15 protein-coding genes are annotated in these 22,894 nt (G+C 47.2%); 4 read left to right on the plus strand and 11 right to left on the minus strand.

What is annotated here, in order from left to right; all coding sequences use genetic code 11:
- Positions 1–380: 380 nt before the first annotated feature.
- The 5 genes from AC1DXC_RS24695 to AC1DXC_RS24715 form a co-directional block, all read right to left on the minus strand.
- Positions 381–1,160, minus strand: coding sequence for a DUF3667 domain-containing protein (locus AC1DXC_RS24695; RefSeq protein ID WP_477461847.1), 780 nt, complete (start codon positions 1,158–1,160; stop codon positions 381–383).
- A gap of 98 nt (positions 1,161–1,258) precedes the next feature.
- Positions 1,259–4,141 (minus strand): glycosyl hydrolase, encoded by a 2,883-nt coding sequence (locus AC1DXC_RS24700; protein WP_477461848.1) that lies wholly within the window; start codon positions 4,139–4,141, stop codon positions 1,259–1,261.
- 141 nt (positions 4,142–4,282) lie between these two features.
- Positions 4,283–5,125: a sugar phosphate isomerase/epimerase family protein gene (locus AC1DXC_RS24705; protein WP_477461849.1), complete on the minus strand. Its 843-nt coding sequence runs from the start codon at positions 5,123–5,125 to the stop codon at positions 4,283–4,285.
- A gap of 20 nt (positions 5,126–5,145) precedes the next feature.
- Positions 5,146–5,520: a hypothetical protein gene (locus tag AC1DXC_RS24710; RefSeq protein WP_477461850.1), complete on the minus strand. Its 375-nt coding sequence runs from the start codon at positions 5,518–5,520 to the stop codon at positions 5,146–5,148.
- Between the two features lie 112 nt (positions 5,521–5,632).
- Entirely contained in the window at positions 5,633–8,131 is a 2,499-nt protein-coding gene (locus AC1DXC_RS24715) for a glycoside hydrolase family 2 TIM barrel-domain containing protein (RefSeq protein ID WP_477461851.1), read from the minus strand.
- A 124-nt stretch (positions 8,132–8,255) separates the two neighbouring features.
- On the opposite strand from AC1DXC_RS24715, the gene AC1DXC_RS24720 reads away from it, so the two are divergent.
- The gene (locus AC1DXC_RS24720; RefSeq protein WP_477461852.1) at positions 8,256–9,032 is read left to right on the plus strand and encodes an NUDIX hydrolase; all 777 of its coding nucleotides are present in this window, start codon (positions 8,256–8,258) and stop codon (positions 9,030–9,032) included.
- Between the two features lie 127 nt (positions 9,033–9,159).
- Here AC1DXC_RS24720 and AC1DXC_RS24725 read toward each other — a convergent pair whose 3' ends face one another.
- A complete protein-coding gene (locus AC1DXC_RS24725; RefSeq protein ID WP_477461853.1) occupies positions 9,160–10,515 on the minus strand; it encodes a hypothetical protein in 1,356 nt (451 codons plus the stop codon).
- A gap of 140 nt (positions 10,516–10,655) precedes the next feature.
- Here AC1DXC_RS24725 and AC1DXC_RS24730 point away from each other — a divergent pair, with 140 nt between their 5' ends.
- Positions 10,656–11,393, plus strand: coding sequence for a DoxX family protein (locus AC1DXC_RS24730; RefSeq protein WP_477461854.1), 738 nt, complete (start codon positions 10,656–10,658; stop codon positions 11,391–11,393).
- 64 nt (positions 11,394–11,457) lie between these two features.
- Complete coding sequence (locus tag AC1DXC_RS24735) at positions 11,458–12,684, plus strand: aspartyl protease family protein (RefSeq protein WP_477461855.1); 1,227 nt, start codon at positions 11,458–11,460, stop codon at positions 12,682–12,684.
- Between the two features lie 265 nt (positions 12,685–12,949).
- Here AC1DXC_RS24735 and AC1DXC_RS24740 read toward each other — a convergent pair whose 3' ends face one another.
- The 5 genes from AC1DXC_RS24740 to AC1DXC_RS24760 all read right to left on the minus strand — a co-directional run bounded on the left by AC1DXC_RS24740 (position 12,950) and on the right by AC1DXC_RS24760 (position 21,289).
- Positions 12,950–14,698 (minus strand): OmpA family protein, encoded by a 1,749-nt coding sequence (locus AC1DXC_RS24740; protein ID WP_477461856.1) that lies wholly within the window; start codon positions 14,696–14,698, stop codon positions 12,950–12,952.
- Between the two features lie 8 nt (positions 14,699–14,706).
- Positions 14,707–15,684 carry a PorP/SprF family type IX secretion system membrane protein gene (locus AC1DXC_RS24745; protein ID WP_477461857.1) on the minus strand — a complete coding sequence of 326 codons (978 nt, stop codon included), beginning with the start codon at positions 15,682–15,684 and terminating at the stop codon, positions 14,707–14,709.
- The gene (locus AC1DXC_RS24750) at positions 15,685–17,499 is read right to left on the minus strand and encodes a gliding motility-associated C-terminal domain-containing protein (RefSeq protein ID WP_477461858.1); all 1,815 of its coding nucleotides are present in this window, start codon (positions 17,497–17,499) and stop codon (positions 15,685–15,687) included.
- Between the two features lie 131 nt (positions 17,500–17,630).
- On the minus strand, positions 17,631–18,683 hold the full coding sequence (locus tag AC1DXC_RS24755; RefSeq protein ID WP_477461859.1) for an NAD(P)/FAD-dependent oxidoreductase: 1,053 nt from the start codon (positions 18,681–18,683) through the stop codon (positions 17,631–17,633).
- A complete protein-coding gene (locus AC1DXC_RS24760) occupies positions 18,671–21,289 on the minus strand; it encodes a hypothetical protein (protein WP_477461860.1) in 2,619 nt (872 codons plus the stop codon). The genes AC1DXC_RS24755 and AC1DXC_RS24760 overlap by 13 nt, the downstream gene beginning before the upstream one ends.
- Before the next feature lie 272 nt (positions 21,290–21,561).
- On the opposite strand from AC1DXC_RS24760, the gene AC1DXC_RS24765 reads away from it, so the two are divergent.
- Positions 21,562–22,887, plus strand: a complete 1,326-nt coding sequence (locus AC1DXC_RS24765) for a cytochrome ubiquinol oxidase subunit I (protein WP_477461861.1) — start codon at positions 21,562–21,564, stop codon at positions 22,885–22,887.
- Positions 22,888–22,894 lie beyond the last annotated feature (7 nt).

Genomic DNA, 22,894 nt, shown 5'->3' on the forward strand with positions numbered 1-22,894 from the left:
TCGTTCTATGTTCCCGCAAGGATCCCCGAAGAGCCCCTGTTGTTTTGCCAGCAAAGAAGGCGATTTATTTAATACTTAAATCACTTTGACAATCAATATGTTAAACGGTTGTTATTTCTTACTTACCGAAAACCAAGCAATTTTTTGTGCAGATTAACTGCAAATCTTGTATCACAAACATAGCGATTGCGAACTTGTAAATCCGATTATTTGTAGCTTATTATGCTGATCATCTGCAACGGAAAAGGAGCACGCAGGGGCCACGGCAGTAAGGTGCCGGCCTACGGTTACGGTCAACCTGCCCATTGTGGCTGAGAAATCAGGCATTCCATGCATTTTTCGCCGTTAATGCAAATCGGTTATTACGTTGTTAAAAGGCATCAAGAATGCGATACTATCCAACCGGCAAAATATCCAATAGCCAGGTTTAGAACTGAAATGACCAAAAAAGCAATAAAAGTAAGACCGATTATCTTATTTCGCGAGGTATTGTTAAAGAACTGGGAATAACACCAGCACATTAAAATGAATAGAAAACCCTGCTGAACTATGCCATATTGGAGCGTTAATGCGTTACCGAAAATATAAACAATGGGAAAAACCAGTAGGCTGACAATTACAAACAATCCCATTAAGTATGTATTCAAAACGAGGTGTTCTGCAAGATTATATTTCCGTTTTTTAAAAATGACATAGGAAACCAAGGTGCTGGTTATGATCAGGATTAGACAGTCAAAAGCAAAATGCTCAGTTATCCAGCTAATGATTTTCCCGGAAGCCCCGGTTATGTCGTTTCTGGGCTCAATTAGACTCGCATGAAGGCGGTCGGAAATTAAGTAATGCCAGAGTAATCCATAAAAAGTAGCAAGCACAATAACAAAGGATAGTGGCTGAAAATGCCTGACTCTTTTCCCTTCCAAAAACTCGCGGATAGTGTGACCAGGTCTTGTCAAAAGCTGCTTAGCAGTGTACAAAATCCCTTTATCAAAATGAATCAGTGCATGTTGCAGCTCATGCAGAATAAAATGCATGTTCAGTTTGTGGGTGTCTGCCCGTTGTCCACAACCACTACAAAAATTGCCCGATACCTGGCCATCGCAATTTTTGCAAATGATCGTAGTATTTACTTTATCGCCGGTTTTTTTCAACGTTTTTCGCATTTGCTTTCTTTGATAAGCTGTTAGCAACCAACATTATTGATGATACCGTCGACAAAGCTGATTATGATAACTTTAACTTTCATTGTAAAAGATTTTCCTTATTTCTGTTCTCTGATTACTACGGGCCCCAATAATCCGGCTGCCATTAACTGGCCTTCTTTGCCTTTAAATTGTTTGTAATGAGCATCACCGGAGTTTGCCTTACCAATAAACCCGTTTAACTGACCTGGTGTAACGCGTACTTCGATACTATTTTCCCCTTGTTTAAGGTAAGGGGTAATATCGAGCATATAGGGAGAAAACAAGCGTTTACCCGCAACATGCCCGTTAACAAAAACCTCCGCAGTGAAGTACACTTTGCCCAAATCCAGGTAGTAGTGCGATGTGGCGCTGCTTTTACCCCATTGAAACGAGGAAGAGTAGATACCTTCTGCCGGGGAGAATTTCAACTTGTCATTTGTTCTCCAATCGAATAAGCCGCTATTTTCAAGCGTCACAGTATCCGCTTTTAAATCCCATTTATCCAGCGCAAGTACAATAGTTCCTTCGTCGATTGCACCGGGCAAAATTCCAGACGATGTTGAGCCTACAGCTTTTTTTGTGGAAGCAAAAAGTATTACCGAACCGTAAGGCGGCAAGCGGTAATTGATAACCGAAGTATTGTTTTGTACCGAGGTACCCGCGTCGGCGTTAAGCCAAAAACTGCTTTGGTATTTTTTATCGAGTGATAAAGCCAGGGTTTGCCATTCATCGCTTTTGTTCCAGATGAACTGGATGCGGCTACCGTCGGCCATATCGCGTTGAACTTGCCTGGTAAAATGGTATTGCCCCTTGAAAGCAACGGCTCCGCGGAGGCCCTTTAGCCAGCTGCTTAAGGCGATACCCGTTTGTATATATTTACTGCTTTTTGCCCTTAGTGCGGTTTGGATAAACTGTTCGGTTTTCCTGTCGTTAGCCTGCCAGTTTAAATATGATGGCTGCATATAGGGCAATGTGCCTGTAGCCATAAAATTCATCCCCCCGGCTGCAAGCAGGCTGATCTTTTGCGCTGTTTGAAGCTGGATAACAGGGTTACTTGCCAGGATGAGCGCTTTATAAATATTCCCCCGGATATTGATCTGTTTATTGGCATTTAATTGTGCAATTTGGATAGAGGCATCATTAACCCAATCCCAGGTGATGCCGTTTGCTTCCAACTGGTTTATCAGCGGGTAAACAACCTCTGCCCATTTTTCTTTCTCTGCCATCTGCCGCTCTTTAATATCGGGCAAGGGGCCTTCAACGCCAGGGATATAACCTTTCGCCATGATCTCCTCCGGATTCTCGGGCGTGCCGTCTACCGACATGAACGGAAAATAGATAAGTACATCGGCATGTGGTTTCCCTGAGCGCAGCGCATATTGCACCCTTTGGATATATTGGTTCACCGCCTTTTGATCCTTCCAAAAAATATTGCCCTCGCCTAAATTCGAGGAAAAATTAATCGAGCCCAAAGTAGTCAGCGAAAATGGGTACCAGCCTTCGGATCCAACCTGTTCGGGTGTATAGCGATACGGTACGCCATGATAAATCACCTGGTTTACCCCTTCGGCAAATAGTTTATCAACCGCCAATTTAATCTTCTGCGGCGTAGTGGTGTACGCCCTTGATGCATACACAACAGATTCTGCCGATATTATAGGGCGGTTATACAAATGCGCGCCCGATGTCATGATTTTGATATTCGCTTCGGGGCCAAGCATTGTCTCTGTTTCGGGGATGGATGCCAGGCCTGCGGATGCCATCATATCCAGGTTTAATCCGTAAGCTTGCGTACGGTGCAACAAGCCCTGTGGCTCTAAAAAATCTCTACTTGCTTTTAAAAATTGCTCGCCAAACAGTTCACTTAGCGTAAGGTCATAATCGTACTTTAACCGCCAGTCCTGGCTGCTGAAGGAAAAATCCGGGCTGCCATTGGGGTTCATGTAGTTTACATAATTGTAACCCCGTTGCATTTCGGCAGGAAGCCAAGGGGTGATATCATAACCCCTGTGTTTTTTAAAATATGCTATAAACCCTAAAGCGTAGTGGCGGTTCACCGTAAACTCATAGCTGTCGTTAAAAACCGAGCGCATCGGGTTGCCGAAATACGGCGCTAAGCCAGTTTGCGCGCCAAACAAATGCCTGTAATTTTTTAGCACTTTGGCCGAGTCGAAATGGTCGAACACCGGGCCTTGCGTTGGCGAAGCACTCATCGTTTTTTGCCCTGCAGGCTTGCTCCAAAAAGCGATAATCTTCCAATCGCCTGCCGGTGCATGCCAGTTAAGAGAATCCTTGTGAACATGTTTCGTAAGCAGGACAACCGAGGATGGGTCCATCAGGACGGTACTTGACTTGTCGCCCGAATTTTTAGGCAATATTTTCGCAGCGAGCACCGTTTCCAGCCGCGAGGGACTGGTTGTGTTATTAGTTACTGTTGGAAGTTTAATAGCCACAGCGCTGTTCCCTGTAACATCAATCGACGCAGCATCTAAACTTAAAAAGCCGTCAGCAGCTGTGAGGAACGAGCCACCCGGGGGCCAGCCGCTGCCGTCAGTCATATCTACGCTAAGGCCGCGCTTGCGGGCTTCTTCCATAACGGTTTTTAAGTTTTCATAGTAATCCGGGGTATCCCAAGTCACCATTTTGGCACGGGCCGCAGCCGTTCCGGGAGCAAACAATGCAGCCATCGGTTGTATCTCTACACCACCAAAGCTATTATCGGCAAAAAGATTAATTTCTCTTTGCAGTTCTGTTTTATCCACATTATTGCCCGGCCACCACCAGCGGGCGAAGGGGCCAAATTCGATAGCGGGCTGTTTAAATACTGCCGGGTTGAAATCGTACTTCGGGAACCATTTAGCGGTTGCCGAGGCTTGTTTTTTTGTAGCACCCTGGCCTAAAGACCAAAATGACGCCGCCATCAACGGCAGGAATACCGCTATTCTGTAAAAACTCTTCATCCTTAACTAAATAATATAGATGCCGGCTTTTTTTTTCGAAGAATGGCGGCACTTAGGTTTAAACTCACCAGACAAATAACACCGGCTTGCCATGAGCAAAGCCGGTGTTTGAGAGATGATGCAAAAGATCTTTTAACGAATTTATAAATTATCCGTTAGCTGGGTATAATAGTTTATTTCTTCTATTACCGATGGTAGGTTGCTCGGCCGGTAATCGGCATCGCGTTCTATATAAATATAGCCTTTGTAGTTTTGCCTTTTCAATTCTTCAAAAGCAGCTTTAAAATTCACCACGCCTTTGCCAATGTTTACATCGTTGGCTTTGGGGTTATTCATTTCGTCGGCATCCTTTAAGTGGATAGCCAGGATGTGCCCATGCAGTTTTTTTAGTGCGTACACAGCATCAATCCCACTTTTAGGGTAATGACCCAAATCGGGGCAAGCGCCAAAATTGGGGTGCCCTTTAATGGCCGCCAAAACCGAATCGGGGTGCCAGTAAATGCTCATTCCTTTCCAGTGGTTATGTATGGCTACTTTAATATGATATGCCCCGGCAAGGCTGTCGATGCTGTTCCACAAAGCTTTTGGCGGTTCTGCGGTAACAAAATCAACCTTTAGCCTTTTCGCCAGCTCAAAATCCTTTTTCCAGCTGGCAACGGTTTTGCCGCCAAAAGCATAAATAGATTTCATTTGTAGGTGATGCTCTGCCATGAAGCCGTTTAACTTTTCGATACCCGCATCCGATAGCTGGGCAACCCCAGTGTTTTCTATCTCCTCCCCCGCCTTTTGAAAGGTAGAGCCCTCAATATAATGTACACCCGCGCTGTCGCACTTTTTGACAGATTCGGCCAGCGTAAAGCGGTGGAAGGTCCACAACGCAACGCCAAGCTTCCATTTAGGGCCGGCATTGGGTACGGTAAAGGCAGCAAATAGTACTGATGAGAGCACAATTGCTGTTATACCTGCAAATTTTATTCTTCTCATAATTTACGATGCAGATGAGATTAGTCTTTTTTGCGGATAGCCTTAGCCTCAAACATGCCCATCAGGCTACCTTTAGCATGGTCGGCATCAACCGGCTCCAGGCTTAGGGTAACATCATAATCCTGCGCGGTAAATGCTGCGGTAATGGTTTTGTCTTTCTCTTCTATCGTGGTAATCTTAGAAACAAGTTTCCCGGTAGAATCCTGCACTATGCCCGTTAACTTTCCATCGGTTTTGCTGAATACAAAATCCATTTTAGCATCGCCGTTAGGTGTACCGAATATGGTAACGGTCCATTTGCCGGCAAAGTAATCGGCATTGGTTTGGGCCTTTGCCGTAAAGCAAAAGAATATGCCTATAACTACTGTAAAAATTAAGCTTAATTTCTTCTTCATGATTTTAATGTTTGATATTGGTTTTATTTATTACGTACTTTTAACGGAATAAAATTAGAAGATAGTTTTCATATATCCAAATTTCATTGCGTATTTTCTACGCATTGTGCTTTTATTTTATTACTATTTGAGTAGATGCTTGTTTAAGGCCGTTAGCCGAGGCGGTTAATGTAGCTACCCCTTTAACGCCCGTTGGCCTTACAATGGCTAATGCTACCCCTCTGTATACCTTTTTATGCTTTTGCTGAAAGCTCGACATATCCGCCGGGTCGCCATTACCAACGGCCGCTATAGCCGCCTTGCCTTTCACCGCAAAACTCACCTCCAGGCCATCAACCGATGGTACTATATTGCCTTTTGCATCTACCACTTCTACATTTACAAATGATAGGTCGTTTGCATTGGCGGCAATAGTTTGCCTGTCGGCAACAAGCCTTAGGGCAACCGGTTTACCTGCTGTTGTTAACGTGTCCGATCCGGTTTCTTTTCCATCGTCAAAAGCTTTTGCCACTAAAGTGCCGGGATGATAATCAATAGCAAAAGTGACGGTTACAGATCCGGCAGGAACAGCTTGTTGGGCAATAATTTTACCGTTCAATTCAAGCTTCACCATTTTGCTTCGGGTATATACGCTTACCTGCATTTTTTTTCCCTCACGGCCCGGCCAGGTCCAGCTTTTCATTTCATCCGGGAAACCCCAGGTTGCTACCGCTTCTTTTTGCCCATCGGGTATGGGTACGTGCACCAGCAACTCTATTTTACTATTACGCCAAACCACATTTTTATAGTAGGACGCTGCTTTGGGCGTTCCAATCAAATCCAGGTCGCCGCAATTGGCGTTAAACACCGGCCAGTTATTGCGGTAAAAAACGGCCATGCCCATTAGCCCCTTTTGCAGTACCTGGCCTTCGGGCACCATCTGCGATTTTCCTATTCCCGCCTCGCCTATATAGTCTATTGCTGTCCAGCTAAAGCCTCCTAAAAACCATGGGTACTTCTCTGTTGCATCCCAATTTTCGAGCGCGGCGTTGTTGAGGTATTCTGTTGACATATATAATTTAGCAGGGTGCTTAGCCCTTTCCGTTTCGAAACGGTGCAACGTGGCACTATCCCGCGCGAAGTAGATCGACGGGTCGAGAAAATAATTATACCCGTCGATATCAAGGTTGTTTACATGCGGTTGGTATGCTGCCCATGGCTTTTTGGTATAAGGCGGCAGGAAAACGATGGCTGCGGTAACCGCACGGGTGGGATCAAGCCTCCTCACCTCTGCCGACAGCCGCCTGGCATTTTGATAACCCGAGGAGTCGGGCGCTTCATAAATTTCGTTACCGATGCTGTACATAATAACAGAGGGGTGATTGCGGTCGCTTTTGATCATGGCTTCCAGGTCGCGCTGCCACCAGTCTTTAAAATAAAGGTGATAATCCTGCGGGCTTTTGGCCAACTCCCACATATCAAAGGCTTCGTCTAACACCAGTATGCCCAAACGGTCGCAAGCATTTAATAAAGCCGGCGATGCCGGATTGTGGCTCAAGCGGATAGCGTTGTAGCCCGCTTCTTTCAGCAGTTCCACTTTGCGTTCCTCTGCACGGTCTATACTGGCAGCACCTAAGGGGCCCAGATCGTGATGGATGCAGCCGCCTTTAAGTTTAACCGTTTTGCCGTTTATTAAAAGCCCTTTTTGCCCGTCGAATATTAGGCTGCGGATGCCAAATGATGTAACAGTTTGATCGACTCCTCTGGCGCCGCTAAGAATGGTAACTTTCGCCTTATACAGAACAGGATTTTCCATCGCCCATAATTTGGGGTTTACTACCGATAAACTTTGCGTAATATCCTCACTGGTGTTTGCAGGGATAGTAACAGATTTTTTTTGCGAAGCAACTAATTGCCCGGTCGGGTCAATCAAATCTACCTTTACGGTTACCACGCTTTTTACAGGCGATGTGTTTTCAACGGAGGTTTGTATGATTACTTCCGCATTGCTTGCTGTAGCTATTGGGGTAGTGATATAATTTCCCCATATTTTGGTATGCACAGGGTTAACCGGCAGCAGCCATACATGGCGGTAAATGCCCGAGCCGGAGTACCAGCGGCTATTCTTGCCCACATTTTTTGCGCGAACGGCTATTACATTCGGCTTCCCCGCTACGTTTAAAAAGGCCGTCAAATCGTACGAAAATGCGGTGTAGCCGTATGGATGGTTGCCTAAATAGTGCCCGTTTAGCCAAACATCGGCGTCCATATAAACACCGTCAAATACGATATAAGTGTGTTTTCCTTTATAGCTATTATCCAGCTTAAATGTTTTGCGGTACCAGCCTGTGCCGCCTTCGGTAAAACCGGTTGCCGCTTTTCCTATAGAGGATTTGGTGAACGGCCCTTGCACTTCTCCTTCTTTTTGATTGGGCAGATCCTCTATGCTCCAATCGTGCGGCAGGTTTAAGGTTCGCCATTTTGCATCAATGTAAGCGGGGTTTTCAGCGCCACTAAGTGTGTCCTTTTTAAAACGCCAGCCATTATCAAACAGGGTTGCCCGCGAATCCTGAGCAAGGGCGCTCAATGTTGTTAACAGGAAGATAACTGGTAAAAGGATATGTCGTCTCATATATTCATTCTGTAATTTATACGGAATAAAGGTATGTTGCGTTTTTTATATATCCAAATTATAATGCGTATTTATTACGTAATGTATTTTTTGTAACTTTGACGTTGTAAATTTTAGAGCGAAAATGACAATAGAGCAGGAGGCGGCCGATTTTATAGGCCGGGGTGATCAATACCTTAAGAATGTAGCGGTAGATAATGTGATCTTCGGCTATCACGAAAAAGAGCTGAAGGTTTTGTTGCAACAGCCATTTTCGGTTGATAAATGGACAGTAGCGGGTGGCTATATAAAAAAAACGGAATCGATTGAAGAAGCGGCAAGCCGGATAGCTTTATCAAGGACGGGTTTAAAAGGCCTCTTTTTACAAAAGTTTGGCTCGTTTGGTACCCCGCAACGGAGTGTGGACAGCGGGTTTACGCCCGAACATTTGAAGGAGTTGACCGGGATGGATGTGCCGTCTGATTCCTGGATTTTCGATTATTTTGTTTCGGTAAGTTTTTATACCCTTACCGAGTTTTCGAAAGTGGAAATAAAAAAAGGCGAATTGGAGGCACAAATTCAATGGTGGCCTGTAAGCGACTTACCGTCGATGATGTTTGATCATGCGCATATCATCGGCGAGGCGTTGAAAGCGCTGCGGTTGCACATCGCGCATTTTCCAATAGGGTACGAATTGCTTGAAGAAAAATTTACGCTCCCCGAGATTCATAGTTTGTACGAAACCATTTTGGGCAAAACGTTAGATGACCGGAATTTTTCAAAAAAATTGATTGCCACAGGTATCATAACCAAACTAAACGAGACAAAAAAAATTGGTGCACATCGCTCTCCCTTCCTCTACAAGTTTGATAAAGAAAAATACGACGATGGATTAAAAAACGGTGTCACCCTGGCTTTTTGAGGTTGCGAAGGGTGCCGAAAATGCCGCCTCAAAAGTTTCCATCGGAAAAACAATGGAAACGACAGAAAAGCCCCTATTTTTCTCCGAAAAGCTCGGATTTTTCACGGTGATTTTTGGCAAAAACGGGCTAAAAGTTATCCTGGTAGTTTACCTTACCGTTTGACAGTTTCACGTAATCTACCGATCCCGTCCCCTGAAAACTGAAGTCGATACCGATAATTTTGGAGCGGACAATATTCCTTTTGATGGTGTACACCAGTTTATCGTCCAGGTACACCTTCCCTATCCCGGTGTGCGCCTCTACCCTAACCTTCACGTACTTGCTAAAATCTACCCCGAAGACGGATAAATCCTGCGTTTTGCCCGATTTGTAGTAGTCGGTAAAAATGAAATCTATATCTGATACACAGCCCTTTGCACACAGCGGTATGGCAATGGCCGTGCCCTCGCACAATATATAAATGTGGCTTTGCTGGCAAATGGCCGCACCATCGCTGTAATCGTTCCGCAGGGAGGACTCGAATACGAAATCATCGCTGTATATCTCGCCAAGGTCGCGCACGTTGCTGAACAGCACAAAAGGTGGCGTAGGTTGCATTTTAATATTATGTGCCTGTATTTGAGCTACATCTAACTTCATTTTCCCACCCCTCATCACCTCTGAACTGTCGAAATAAACCGGCACCGGCTTCAGCGTAACGGCACCCATCCACCCCTTAGATTTAATCAGGAGGTCGTGCTGTTTTACAATTTTATTGTTTACGATGAGCTTTGCCCGGTAATAATCTGGATAATAATAAATGGAGGTGTGCTGCTTATCCCATTTAGAAACCTTCTGCCTCAGCGTTTTATCCCACGATTGCTGTATGATGACCGAATCGCCCGGTGCCTTCGCTGCATCGTAACTGAATATAACCGAATTGGGCACCCCCTTGGTAACAACCTTTTTGCTGCTGAAGGTGTAGTCGGCATCGGTAACAGGCGCGGGGTTTTTGTTGATGCTGAGGTAGGTTATCACAATGCCGGTTATTAAAGCAACTGCGGCGGTAATCTGCCATATCCGCATATTGGTTGGCTTATGGGCAGTAACCGGTTTTGGCGCCGGTGCAAGCCCGGGTTGGGGGCTTACCAGTACATCTTCCAGTATGGCAACGTTGGTATTGTCGCTTTTTTGATGGGCGGTTACAAAGCTCCTCCAGCCATTAAAACCAATAAAAGTGGCAAGGGTATCCAGCGTGTAGGTATTGGGCAGGCTATCGTATTTCACCTTTCCCCAAATGCGTTTGAGGGTTACATGGCTTAAGGTTACGCCGGTGCGCTGGTGTATAAGTTCGCTTAGGTTAATAAAATCCTGATTGGTCCAGCTGCCACTGTCGCCCCAGCCGGTTTCGGCCTCGTATTGCTTTTTAAGCGATTCTATTAGTTCATCAAAAGGCATAATCGGTTTTACTTGCGCAAATTTAGCAGCATGCGTTGCATGCATACGCTTGTATCAACTTGTACCAACTTGTACAGGCAAAACGCATGCAATATGGAAAAACGCCGTCTACATTTGTATGGCCGCCGCTTATGCAAGTTACGCGATTTTGGCGGCTAAATAACCAAAACACCAATACATTTTTTATGGATAAGTTAGCTACAGCTGGCAAATGGCTTTACGCAGCGGCATTCTTTGTATTTGGCATACAGCATTTTATGTATGCCGGCTTTGTGGCTACGTTGGTACCTGCATTTATACCCTGGCACTTGTTTTTGGCCTGGTTTGTTGGCGTTGCATTCGTAGCGTTCGCCGCGAGCATAGCTATTGATAAATACACCCGTTTAGCCGCCCTTTTGTTGGCCCTGATGCTGTTGCTTTTCATCGTACTGCTGCATATACCACGTTTGATAAGCACGCCGCAGGATGTGCAGTTTTGGACACGTGCCCTACAGGATGTGGCAATAATGGCTATTGCCATGGCTTTAAGCGGGCAACGCAGGCTGCAATTGCCGGCGCGGTATCTGTTTGCCACGGCCTTGATATTTTTAGCGATGCAGCATTTTGCACATATCAAATTCGTTACGGCCAAAGTACCGGAATGGTTCGCGGGTGGGGCCGTATGGGATTATTTGGTCGGGGCATTCATTATCATAGCTGCCATTGGCGTCATCAGCAACCGCTATGGCGGGCTTCCGGCTGTTGCCCTGGGCATATTCTTAATGGCATTCGGCCTGCTGTATCATTTGCCGCTAATGGTTGCCAATATATACGATGGCCAGGTGTGGACGGCCTCGATGCTGGACTTTGCTATTGCAGGAGGTACGTTTACGATTGCCAACCTGCAGGCGCGCTATTATAAGACAGTAGCATTGGCAACTTAATGCAAAAACTAACGTATTATTATATAACCACCTGTTACAAACCAATTATAAATCGTATGCCCTTATGCCACGCCATATTGCATATTACCTCTTTTTGTTGCTGCTCATGCTTTTTGGTTGCAGCCGGCGGGGGTACGCGCAATTTTTTGAGCTGACAGGTGGCCAGAACAAGGTAAACGTGCCGTTCAAGATAGTGCGGAACATGGTGATTATTAAGCTAAAGATAAATAATAACGGCCCCTACAATTTTATTTTAGATACCGGCGTAGGCTTTATGGTGATAACCGAGCCCAGCCTGATCGATAGCCTGAGCATACCCGATAGGCGCACCATAAAGCTGGGCGGCCTGGGCGAGGGCGACGATTTCGATGCATATTATACATCAACTTTAAATATAGAAATTCCCGGGATAAACAGCGTAGGCGTTAGTGCTGCTATCTTTAAGAAAGACCACTTTGGTTTATCTAATTATGCAGGTGTGCCCATATATGGCTTATTGGGCTACGAGTTTTTTAGCAGGCTGGTTGTTAAAATAAACTTTAGCGATAGCACACTAACTGCCTATCGCCCGGGCAAAATGCGGGTGCCGAAGAAATACGATGCGCTGCCGCTTTTAATAGAGGGCAACAAACCGTTTATAACCACCTGCGTGCGTTTTTGCGATAAAACCGAGCGCGACTGCAAGCTAATCGTAGATATTGGCGCCGGCCATCCTTTATCATTGGAGGATGACGGCAGCAAACGCTGGCCTACCGATAAATCCATCGCCGCCAACCTGGGCATGGGCCTTACGGGACCCATTAGCGGCGATATAAGCCGGATAAACCAGCTGAACATTGGCAGGTATATCTTAACCAACGTGCTTTCCTCCTTCCCCGCGAGACGCTACGAACCCTATACCTCGGCCCAGCGCGACGGCAACCTGGGTATTGACGTGCTGAAACGTTTTCACCTGATATTCGATTACGGCAAAGGGCTGCTGTATGTAAAACCCCGCTCCAATCTTAAAGAGGCCTTTGAGCGTGATATGAGCGGCCTGGAGTACTACGCCGGCGGCGATGGCCTGAAGCATGTGGTAATAAGCCGCGTAGAACCCGGTTCTGCAAGTGACGATATTGGATTGGCCAGGGACGACGAGATCATGTCCGTGAATTTTAAGCCGGTGGCCAATATGCAGCTGGAAGAGCTGGACCAACTTTTCCGCTCGGGTGATGGGCGGAGTTTGTTGCTGGAGATATATCACGAAAAGATATACACCCGGGTAATACTGACGTTGAAAAGGAGGATATAAGCCCTCATTTTTTCCAATTCGACGGGATAGAAAACAGTCGAAAAAAAGTACTGAGAAAAAGCCTCTCCTAATAACAAAAACCGTTAAAAATCTGCGTTTTTCTTCAAATTTCGTAGTTTTTCGCGCACAGCAAAATAGGCTGATTTGGCCAAAAACGGGCATATTTTTTCCAGCTTTTTCCAATAAATGCGCTCATTTCACAGCTAGATTTCTAATAATTTCTAAATAGAAAATCACGCTCTGCAAGGCCTTATCCTCACCCGATTCACTTCAGCACCCCATCATACACCACTTCAGTGCGGCGGTTCAGCTGATGCTGGGCTTCGGTACATGCGCTGCGGTCGGGGCAATCTGCTACAAGGTTTTCCTTGCCGAACCACCCTGCCGAGAGTCTACCCGGCGCTATCCCTTGCTTAACCAAATAGGCAATAGCCGAATCGGAGCGCCGTTTGGATAAACCAATATTGTAGCTACCCGATGCGCGTACATCGGTATAAGAAGCAAGTTTTACCTTTACCAATGGATTCGCCTTCAACACTTCGGCCAGTTTATCCAGCTCTGCAGCGGCATCCGGCCGGATGTTGGATTTATCGAGGTCGTAATAAATAATCGCATGGATATCCTGCGGATCGAAAGCCGGTTTCGGCGTGGATACGATAACAGCCGGAGGTATAGGCACTACCGGTGGTGCAGGGAGCTGGTATTTAAAACTATAAATATCATCGTTGCCAGTACCTCCTGTGCGGTTAGAGGAAAAATAACCTGAAAGGCCATTACTTGTTAAGAAGTAAAAGTCATCGGCAGTGCTGTTAACCGGATAACGATGATTATATGGCACACTCCAGGTGCTTTGCTCACCAACCGCGGTAAAAATATCAAAGCCGCCCATCCCCGGCAAACCATTAGATGCGAATATAAGTACGCCGGGCCCCTCTGTTGCCGGGAAGGCTTCATCGCCCTTTGTGTTAATTGTTTTACCGCAGTTAATGGGCTTGCCCCAACTGCCATCCTTTTGTTTAAGGCAGTACCAAATATCAGTCCCCCCTACACCACCCGGCATGTCTGATGCAAAATAAAGCACTCCGCCGCCATAGGCCAAGGCCGCGTGCCCCACCGAGTATTCCTTTATATTATTGTAAGCAAAGTTTTTGAAATTACCCCAAACGCCATTTTTCTTCGTTGCCATCACCAGCATCAGCCTGCGGGTGTACAGGCGCTGGTGACTGCCTTTATCGCGCTTATCTACAGGCAGGTTGCCGCGGGGAACGGTTGTGGTAATGGTTATCCAGGCAGTGTCAGCTGCATCGTTGAATAAAGCGGGGCCGGCGTGGTAGTCTCCATTGAAAATCTTGCTGCCCTCGCTGCTTATTGGCAGCAGCAAAACGCTATCCTTATTGGCCCTAAACAATTTTAAATAAGCATTACCGGTGCGGTTATCGGTTTGCTTGTCGCCCTCGCTCCCGGTAACGCGGTCGGATGTAAAAACAATGCCGTATTCGCCATACGCGCCATAAAAATTAGTGCCCCAATCAGCGTAAATGCTATTCAATTTTTTTTCTTCAATTATCCTATAACGCCTATTTGGCGCAGCCATCCACTTCGCAGCCGAATCGCAGGTGGCCAGCTTAAATTGCAGTTCATCAGGTTTACCCACGCTTTTATAATAGGCTGTATATTGCGCTTTGGCCTCCTTTAGCTTGTTGTTCTGTAACAGCGCCCCGGCGTAGTAATACCAATCTATTACTTGTGCGTTATTGTAGTTAATAGCGTTGGCATACCAGTTTTCGGCGTTTTTGCTATCGTTTACCAGTCGGTAGCAATCGGCTACACGTTCTACCACGCGCACGTCTGGGTTATTTTTATCTGTAAGGGGCAGGTACAGGCTAAGCGCTTTGTAATATTCATAACGTTCGAAAAGCTTATCGGCCAGTTGTTTTTTGCTGAGCTGCTCCTGCGCGGTTGCTACCCGCGTAAGGCATTGTATCAATACCAGGAATATCAGTATCTTCTTCATATTGCTCATCAAAAAAAGCGTGGACTAATTACTCTTGGCTGCTTTCGCCTGAAACTTATGCTTAGCGAAACCTCGTGCGTGCCGCTTTGGTAGGTTGCCAGCGCATTGGTGCTGAAATCATACGAATAACCAAAGCGCAGGAAATCGTTGATATTGAACTGTGCAATAGCGGTTATGGTGTTGTTTTTATCTACCCCTTTATACTGTTTGTACTTATTGTTGATGTTTACCCCCGTGTTGTACGATGCCCCCAGCCACAGCTTTTTATCGAACAGCAGGTAGGTTGTCAAATCTAAACCCGCAGGGCTTTTCAGATCTCCTTTCAGCATAGCTGATGGCTTGATATCGATAGTGTTGCTCAACGGAATAACCGTACCTGTGGTGAGGTAGAAGTGCGAAACCGGCTTTATAACCAAAGTATTCGCGCCGGATATCGGCTTCGAAAATAAATTCAATGCCGATGCCCCAACGTAAAACGATGGCGTGGTATAATACACGCCCAGCCTAAAATCGGCCATCAGCGTATTCTCGTTGCCGATGATGCCACCATCGGTAGGATCGATGGGGCTAAATTTAGAGCCATCAATACGGTACTGCACCAGCCCCCCGCCAAACCCAAAGCTCAGACGTTTGGTGTCCTCATCATCGAGTCGTAGGCGGTAGGCGTAATTGGCATAAAAAGAGGTATTATTTTCGGGGCCCAACCTATCGTTGGTAGCTAAAAAGCCGAGGGCGGCGTTCTTGCTATCCGGGTTCAACACGCCATCTACAGATATGGTGTTGGTACGCGGCGCGCCATCTATACCGGCCCATTGCAGGCGGCTGGCCAGGTTCAGCGTCCAGTCTTCTTTATAGCCCGCATAAGCCGGGTTAACCACCAGGCCGTTGAACATGTATTGGCTAAACTGTACGGTTTGCTGTGCGTGGGCCTGCTGCAAAGCAAATGCCAGCACTAATAGCAGTATATATTTGTTAACCCTGTTCATTTACCTTCTGTTGATGTAAAGCCAACCCTTATACACGGTGCGTTTTGGTTCGCCGGTGTTTAGTTCGAGCAGGTAATAATAGGTACCGTCGGCGAGGCCGTTAGCATCCCAGGTGTTGGCATAATTCTCAGATTTATATACCTGGTTTCCCCAGCGGTTGAAAATCATGAGGCGGCTGCCGGGGAATCCCGCTATGCCTTTTACTTCGAATACATCGTTCTTGCCATCGTTATTTGGCGTGATGATATTCGGCACGAAGATAATACCATCAGGGTTTGGTGCTTTTACGATAACATCGAGGCTTGCGGCCAGGGCCGAAGTGATCACATAGGCCCAGGTATCGATGCTTTTGTTGTTACCGAAGTCGTCATCGTCGTTACTGCTCAGGGCCGTCTTTCCCCATTTGTGGCCGTTGGTTAGGCTGCTTAGGCCCGTGGTATTGGTTACAGGGTTGGAGGGCAGGCCATTTGGGGTAATCGGACTATCGTCCCAATAAATGGTATTATCAGGCGAGTTGGCGCCATTCGTGCGCGTAAGCTTTATGCCGTTGAGGTTACGTTCCACATCAAAAAACGGAAAGTGGACCTCGGCAGCGAACAGCGATACGTTGATATTAACGGTGTAACTAGCCGCATTTGCCGGCACTACGCTTCCGGCACCGTCCAGCCCGTTCCAAACTACTTCATTGCTCCCCGCATTGATGGTGCCGCTGATGATGCGGTCTATACCATCGGTAAAAACACCGTTGCGGTTAATATCTATGCTGATGGTGTAGCTGCCATTGGCCGTAGCCGTGAATTTGATTTTTCCACCGGGATTGGCCGTGCTGGTTTGGCCGCTGATGCCATCGGCCCCTATAAAGCTGATATTGCTTAAAGTAGGCAAAACGGGCACGTTCACGAGCCAGGTATTGCCACCGGGAGTATTGGCCGACGCGGGGAGATCGGCAGCCGGGGTGTTGAAGAATATTTTGTGGGTGATATCAGAGGGAGTATCGCCGTTTGCCGGGTTGTACACATCGGGACTGCTGGTGTTGTTTACGCTTTTGTATGATGGGGTACCATCGGCATTGCGGAAACCTTTGTTATTGGCGAAAAACGTAAAGCCGTTGCCTGCCTGCCCGTTATTATCCAGGGTGTAGTGGTAGCCATCTTTGGTGAGGATGTTTAATATGGCGTTAAAACCTACATCGAATGTACCTAAAATGCCCGATAGCACATTGGTGAATACCCTGCCGGTTAAAAAGGCGGTATTGCCCGCATTACGCACCGAAACGTCGAACGCGGCGATATAGCGGTTGGTGGGCTGTACCCATTGCGCATCAACAGCAAGTTGTGGCGGGTTGCCGCCCGTATCGCCGCCATTATTCGGCGAGATAAAGTCTATCTCCCAAATGCCCCCCTGCCCTGCCAGTACGGTGCGGGTAAAGGCCAGGTAGCCGCCGGCGTTGGGCTGCGGACCGGCAACTTCTTGTGCGCGAGTACCAATAAAACCTACGGTTTTTGAGTTGCCGCTGGTGTAAGTGGCGCCATCGGGCGAGCGCAGGCTTATGGTGCCGAAACTTTGCCCCTGCGCGCTGGACCCTACATAAATGGTTTCGCCCTCCTTTACATAAACTTTCATGGTACCAAGCGTAGGGAACGGGTACGAAGGGTTTTCTACCGTGGAGGATAATAAATAAGCACGGTTACCACCATTAGCGGCGAGTTCCTTGCTTCCTTCGGCATATAAATTGGCCGTACAAAACAATGCCAGGCAAAGAATGCAGCAGGACAGCCAATTACGAAGGCATGAGTTTGAAAAATGTATCTCCATAAATTACCGAACGGTAAGCACTGGCTAAGTTAAAGGGGTTGTGGCTAAAGTAAGAATTTCTGCGGGCAAAATAGCTATTATAGCGCACCAACAGCAGCATACTTCAAAATAAAAAGGAGGCGATGATATTGTTAGGGATTCACGTCGATACCCATTTCGAGATATCGTTTATTTAACGCATCTTTTTTGTGGTTGTAGTGTTCCATAAACCAGTTATCATATTGGGCTAAGTGCCAGTTGGAGAGTATGCTATTTTTAACGCAGCTGATAACCGTTTCGCCGGCCATAACGCCCGACATGAGGCCACTTAGTATCCCCTGCCCCGCTGCCGGGTCTAAGATGCCGGCAGCATCTCCTGCCAGCAGCAAACCTGGGCAGGCCAGCGGCCGAAAAACGCACCATTGCATATTGGCTGCTCTTACCGATGTGCTTTGGAGAGATGCGGCTAACGCTTTAGTAAAGGAAACAGCGTTTTTATTGTCGGTGAGTTTGGTCCAGGTATGGTAGCCATGTTGGCTGTAAGCCGTCCAGGTCCAACCGTGTTCGTTAGATTCGAAATGAGCCAATTGTTTGCTACGATGATCCGGTTCATCGTCTGTGCCAATTCCTGTCCAACAGAGCAAAGGGCGACTATGCATTGCTTCATCGAATTTCAAAAACCGACCCGCAAAACGGCTGCGGCCACTTGCATCGATGAGGTATTTGCAATTAAGTGCCATACCATCAGATAAGGTTATGCCGGTAACTGCATCGTCGCTGCAGATCACTTCATTTGCACGGCTGGAAAAACGCAGGTCGACGCCAAATTCTTTGGCTTTCAAAAGCGCGAAGCTTGAAAACAGCGAAGGCGCAATATGATGCCCTTCCCAGGTTTCACCCTCTACGGTGCTCAAATAAGAAATATCTTCGCCCGTTTGGATGCCTGTGTAAGTCCCTTTTGATGAATAAGCAATTGCGCCATCTATCTGCAATTTCTGCAGCAAACTCAGCGCGCCCGGGTGCAGGCTTTGCAAAGGTTCGGCAGGTCTACCTGCCGCCTCATCTAAGGAGGGCTCCCCTGGTTTGTCGGCCAGCAATATAACCTTTAGCCCTCCTTGCACGCAGGTAATAGCCGCAGCTATGCCGGCAGGGCCGCCCCCTATCACTATTACATCTGCATGGTTCATATCGTTCAGGTATTCCAAACCAGTTTTTTTGCAGTAGTCACCGTGTCGCCCCTTACCATCGTCCAGGCTATGCCACGTTCGGTAACCTGGCAAACGTATAATTTTAAGCAGGCCTGTATGCGTCGTTTCTCGGCTAAATTATCGGCCATTACAGGTTTGGCTTTATCGGTGTTGGCGAAGACATACAGGTAGCCGTCGCCGCTTATCCCCCGTTGCGCATTAATAGCCCAGGTATTGCTATCCCCTACAAAATCGGCAGGGATGCCGATGCCTGCTGCGCCCTTAGCCCAGTCGACCACCTTTTCGGCACTTACCAGCCATAAGCCGGTCATGCCTACCATCTTTTGTTTAATATCGTGTATAATTTCCTGGTCGAAGTTGGTTTGCGGCAGTTTTTGGATGCACAATTTTAAACATGCCATCCGCGAGCGAAGTTCGGCACTGGTCAACTCGCGCAGTACCGACATATCCATTTTGCCATTCATAGCATTTTGGATATAATCTGCGCAGGCCAGATCGGTAAAATTCACAAACATGTTTCCGTTTACCCTTTCTAAAAACGGCCCCTGCTCGCCATCCCAACCGCTGGTTTCAAAAAAATGAAGCTCTTTAACCGCGGGCGAATCTTTGTGCAGGCCAATTTCCTTATCCATCAGTGGCACGGCCGTAGGATTGCGGTAATCGGTATCCATCGATCCCTGGTAAGTGCGGGCCGCATCGGGCGAAGCGGCTGGCCACATGCCATTCATGGCGGCGCAAAGCTTCATATCCTCTGCAAAGGGCGAACCCAGGCCACGCGTACTTAAGTAGCTATCTGCCTTGTGATATTTGCCGTCGGGCTGTTTGGTATCATTAGCATAGGTAATATCCCAGCCCGGCGCAAACACGCCAGAGCACACATCGGGCAGGAAGCTGCCGGCGCGATAATCGCGTTTGCTGGTTTGGGTATAAATGCCTGCAGCGGTGGTTTTGCTGAGGGTGCTTTCAGAAAATACAGCCGTAAAAGTATCGCCATGGGCATCAAAGGCCGGTTTTTTTGTAACCGGATCCTGCATGGTTTGGTTTGGCCGGGTACGTTCGGCACAAAAACTATACAGGCCGCCTTCGAAAAAGTTGGTGGCATTATCCTCGTCAAAATCAAAGCCGGCCAAATCATAATTATCTACCAGCGGGAAAAAATCAGGTGCTGTAATAATCGAAAAAGCAGGCAGGCAATTGTGCAGGATATGTTGGGGCAGCAGCTTGCTTTCCCAACTCCTCGTGTCTACCGTTACGCAGCCATCGCAAATGCTGTCTTCAAACAAAGCTGCAAGGTAATTGCCGCGCGGGTTACGTTCCAAATGGATAAAGCCGGGCATCGCGCCGTCTTTCTTAAACTTGGCGTTTACAAACATGGGCGTATTGCGTGGCACATCGTATGGGTTTACTTCGCGATACACTTGCCCATCCAGCTTATCGTAAAACAGCACTTCCTCGTTACCTACATAGGCGGTGTTCATGGCGGCGAAGTACGCACCATCCTGCTTTTTAACCGTGTAATAAATTTGCTTACCATTCTGCTTTGCCCAGCGCACCAGGCCACCGGGGACAGATTTGACTAGAACAGAAGAACCTGTGCCAATGCTCATTGCCAATGTTGTTGAATTGCCGGAGTCGACCCTGAACGGCGGTTTGTTGATATCGAACATGTGCTTTCCGCTTGCATCTATCGGGTTGTTAAAATGATCGGGGAAGGTTTTTACCAGGCTGTTCAGCTTCTCGTTTACGTGATACGCGCTAAAGTTGAGGCTTTGGCTATCCAGCAGGGCATCGCCTTTGAAAATTTTACGAACTGGTTGCAGGAACGTGCGTTTCACATCCTCACCATCCCTGGCCTTGCCCATCAGGGTTATACCGGCCTCTCCCACCATCTTTTTAGCCAGGAACAAACCGAAACGGGCGGGTGTTACTGCAATACTTTTCACCTTGGCTGCGTCGGCGGGCTTGTTGGTATAGCAGCGGTTATGCGCATCGTAATTCATCTCGCAATCGCCTATGCGCGAAATGCCCGTGCGTGAGAAAACCATATCGGCGTGCAAGTGGTGCGGTGTTTTATAGGCCGGGCGGTATTCATAAGCAAAAACGGCCAGCACCATGTCCTTCATCTCGTCGGCAGTGAAATTGCGCAAGCCGTAAATAATATCTTCCAGCGAGTCTATAATTTCCACAGACGGATACTGGCTTCTGGCGATAGCAGGCCGTACGCGTGCGCTGGCCAGAGCGTGATAAAGCAAACTGCCTGCCGGGTACCCGGGCTCTATCAGCTTCTCGCCTGCAAAATCTTCGAAGCCCTTTACTCTGGCAAAGCTTTGATTTTTGGTGTAGTTGGCGAGATCGGTATCCGCAGGATTTATTTTTAGCGAAAGCGTTTTATTGAGGTAATCTACCCAGCCGTTATCCTGCATCCATTTCAGCAAAGTTTTGAATTTCGCCGATGCATCCGCCGTTAACTGTACCGTGCCGCCTTTATCAAAATCAATGTCGTTTAACGTACTGGCGGGCGATGCCAATATGCTGAACGACGAAAGCTCGCTCAGTAAAAATGTGGTAAGCGCAGTTTTGGTGATAAAATCCCGGCGTTTCATAATTGGTAAGGTTTAGCTATTATGGTGATTGATAGGTGCAATAAATGTAGTTAAAAGAATATTAATCGATGAGCAAGTAAGGCAAAACAACGAAAACCCAAAAGGGTATAAACCGCTGTTTTACAAGGTGTTTTTTAGCTGCGATGCGCCATATATCTTATTAAGTTAAAAGCACTACAAATGCAATTAAAATATTAATACATAATCAATATAAATTATAATAATTACCTGATAGGTAAGTGGTTAAAACAGCATTTGCGTAAATTTACGGCATGGATAATTTTATGGCCGCGCGCTCGCAGATGGCATTGTCCCTCGGCTTCCACATCATATTTTCGTGCATAGGTATGGTGATGCCCTTTTTTATGGCGGTATCGCACTTTATGTACCTAAAAACCAATAACCTTATTTACCAGAACGTAACCAAGGCCTGGAGCAAAGGCGTGGCTATCTTCTTTGCAACTGGCGCGGTATCGGGCACGGTGCTGTCCTTCGAACTCGGCCTGCTTTGGCCCACCTTTATGAAACATGCCGGGCCGATATTCGGCATGCCGTTCTCGCTGGAGGGCACCGCCTTTTTTATCGAGGCAATTGCGTTGGGCTTTTTCCTGTACGGCTGGAACAGGTTCAATAAATGGTTCCATTGGTTTACCGGGGTGATAGTCGGGGTGAGCGGATTGGCTTCGGGCATATTGGTGGTAGCAGCCAATGCCTGGATGAACAGCCCGACCGGTTTTACCCTGGTAAATGGCAAATATACAGATATAGACCCCATAAAGGCCATGTTCAATCCCGCCTGGTTTTCGCAGGCCCTGCATATGACGGTAGCCGCCTTTGCAGCAACGGGTTTTGCTGTAGCGGGCGTGCACGCGCTGATGATATTAAGGAAACGCAATGTCGATTTCCATATGCGCTCTTTCAGGATAGCAGCGATATTCGGTGTGGTGGCTGCTATATTGCAACCCTTAAGCGGCGATATTTCGGCCAAGATGGTGGCCAAAAGGCAACCCGCCAAGCTTGCCGCCATGGAAGCACATTTCAAAACCGAAGCTTACTCGCCCCTCATCATCGGCGGCATACCCGATGTAAAGAACAAAAAGGTTGATTACGCCATCGAACTGCCCGGCATGCTCAGCTTTATGGTTTACGATGATTTTAAAACGCCGGTAAAAGGCCTCGACCAGATACCCCTCGCCGACCAGCCCCCTATTGCCGTAACGCATTATGCCTTCCAACTGATGGTAGGCCTGGGTATGGCCATGATGGCCCTCGGCGTGGTTTACCTCATCGCGTTGGCAAAAAAGAAAAGCTGGTTTGAAAAAGGCTGGTTCCTGAAACTGTTCATCGCCGCCACGCCGCTTGGTTTTATTGCCGTAGAAGCCGGGTGGACCGTTACCGAAGTTGGCCGTCAGCCCTGGATTATACAAGGCGTTATGCGCACCGCAGATGCCGTTACGCCCATGCCGGGGATAGGCTATTCGTTCTACTTGTTTACAGCGGTGTATTTTACCCTGAGCATTGCGGTTACCTTTTTGCTTTACAGGCAAATAAAAATGGTACCCGTACTTTACGATCATGAACCCGCTGTTACTGATTAAAATACTA

This window comes from Mucilaginibacter sp. P2_D11 (genome assembly GCF_056404435.1).